This window comes from Aeromonas allosaccharophila (assembly GCF_000819685.1).
GTDB lineage: Bacteria > Pseudomonadota > Gammaproteobacteria > Enterobacterales > Aeromonadaceae > Aeromonas > Aeromonas allosaccharophila.
This window is the reverse complement of the sequence record NZ_CDBR01000108.1, coordinates 1-726: the sequence shown is the minus strand read 5'-3', so window position 1 is coordinate 726 and position 726 is coordinate 1. Positions and strand designations below refer to the sequence as shown.

General features: G+C 59.1%; 1 protein-coding gene. It reads left to right on the top strand.

Going from position 1 to position 726, the window contains the following annotated elements; all coding sequences use genetic code 11:
* Nucleotides 1-123 precede the first annotated feature (123 nt).
* Nucleotides 124-726: serine hydrolase (locus BN1115_RS19460; RefSeq protein WP_042658466.1), on the top strand; the 603-nt coding region annotated here is incomplete at its 3' end.

The window sequence follows — 726 nt, the reverse complement described above, 5'->3', positions numbered from 1 at the left end:
GAGGGCTTTTTTGATCGCCTATTTTGCGCAAATAGCAGAAATAGTCCCGCTCGGCCCTTGTAAAGCCGGGGTAAAAATGAGTGAATCTAGCGCCTTTTTTTGGATGGGAATGGAGTCGGTTGTATGTGGTGTCGGATTCGCGCAGCAGCGCTGGTTGTCGGGTTGATGGGAATACTGGGATTGCCTGCGGTCAGCGCGGCACCCAACCCAGCCAAACTGGAAGTACGCTCAAGCAGCGCCCTGGTCGTGGATGTAAAAACGGGCAAGACGCTCTACCAGAAGAATGCCACCAAGGTACGTCCCATCGCCTCCCTCACCAAGCTGATGACAGCGCTGGTGGTGCTGGATGCCAAGCAGAATCTCAACCAGACCATCACGGTCGACAAGAACGATCTGGATCGGGTCAAACACACCCACTCCCGCATCCGCATGGGCACCAAGGTGACCCGTCGCGATGCCCTGCATCTGGCGCTGATGTCCTCCGAAAACCGGATGGCCTCGGCACTAGCGCGTCACTATCCGGGCGGTCGCAGCGCCTTCGTGCGGGCCATGAACAACAAGGCCAGAGCGCTCGGGATGCGCAATACCCACTTCTACGACTCCACCGGCCTCTCCACCCGCAACGTCTCCACCGCCCAGGATCTGGGCAAGCTGGCCGCCGCCGCCTATCGTCAGCCGCTGATCCGTCAGTTCACTCAGGATGAGAACCGGGAGATGCGCTTCAGC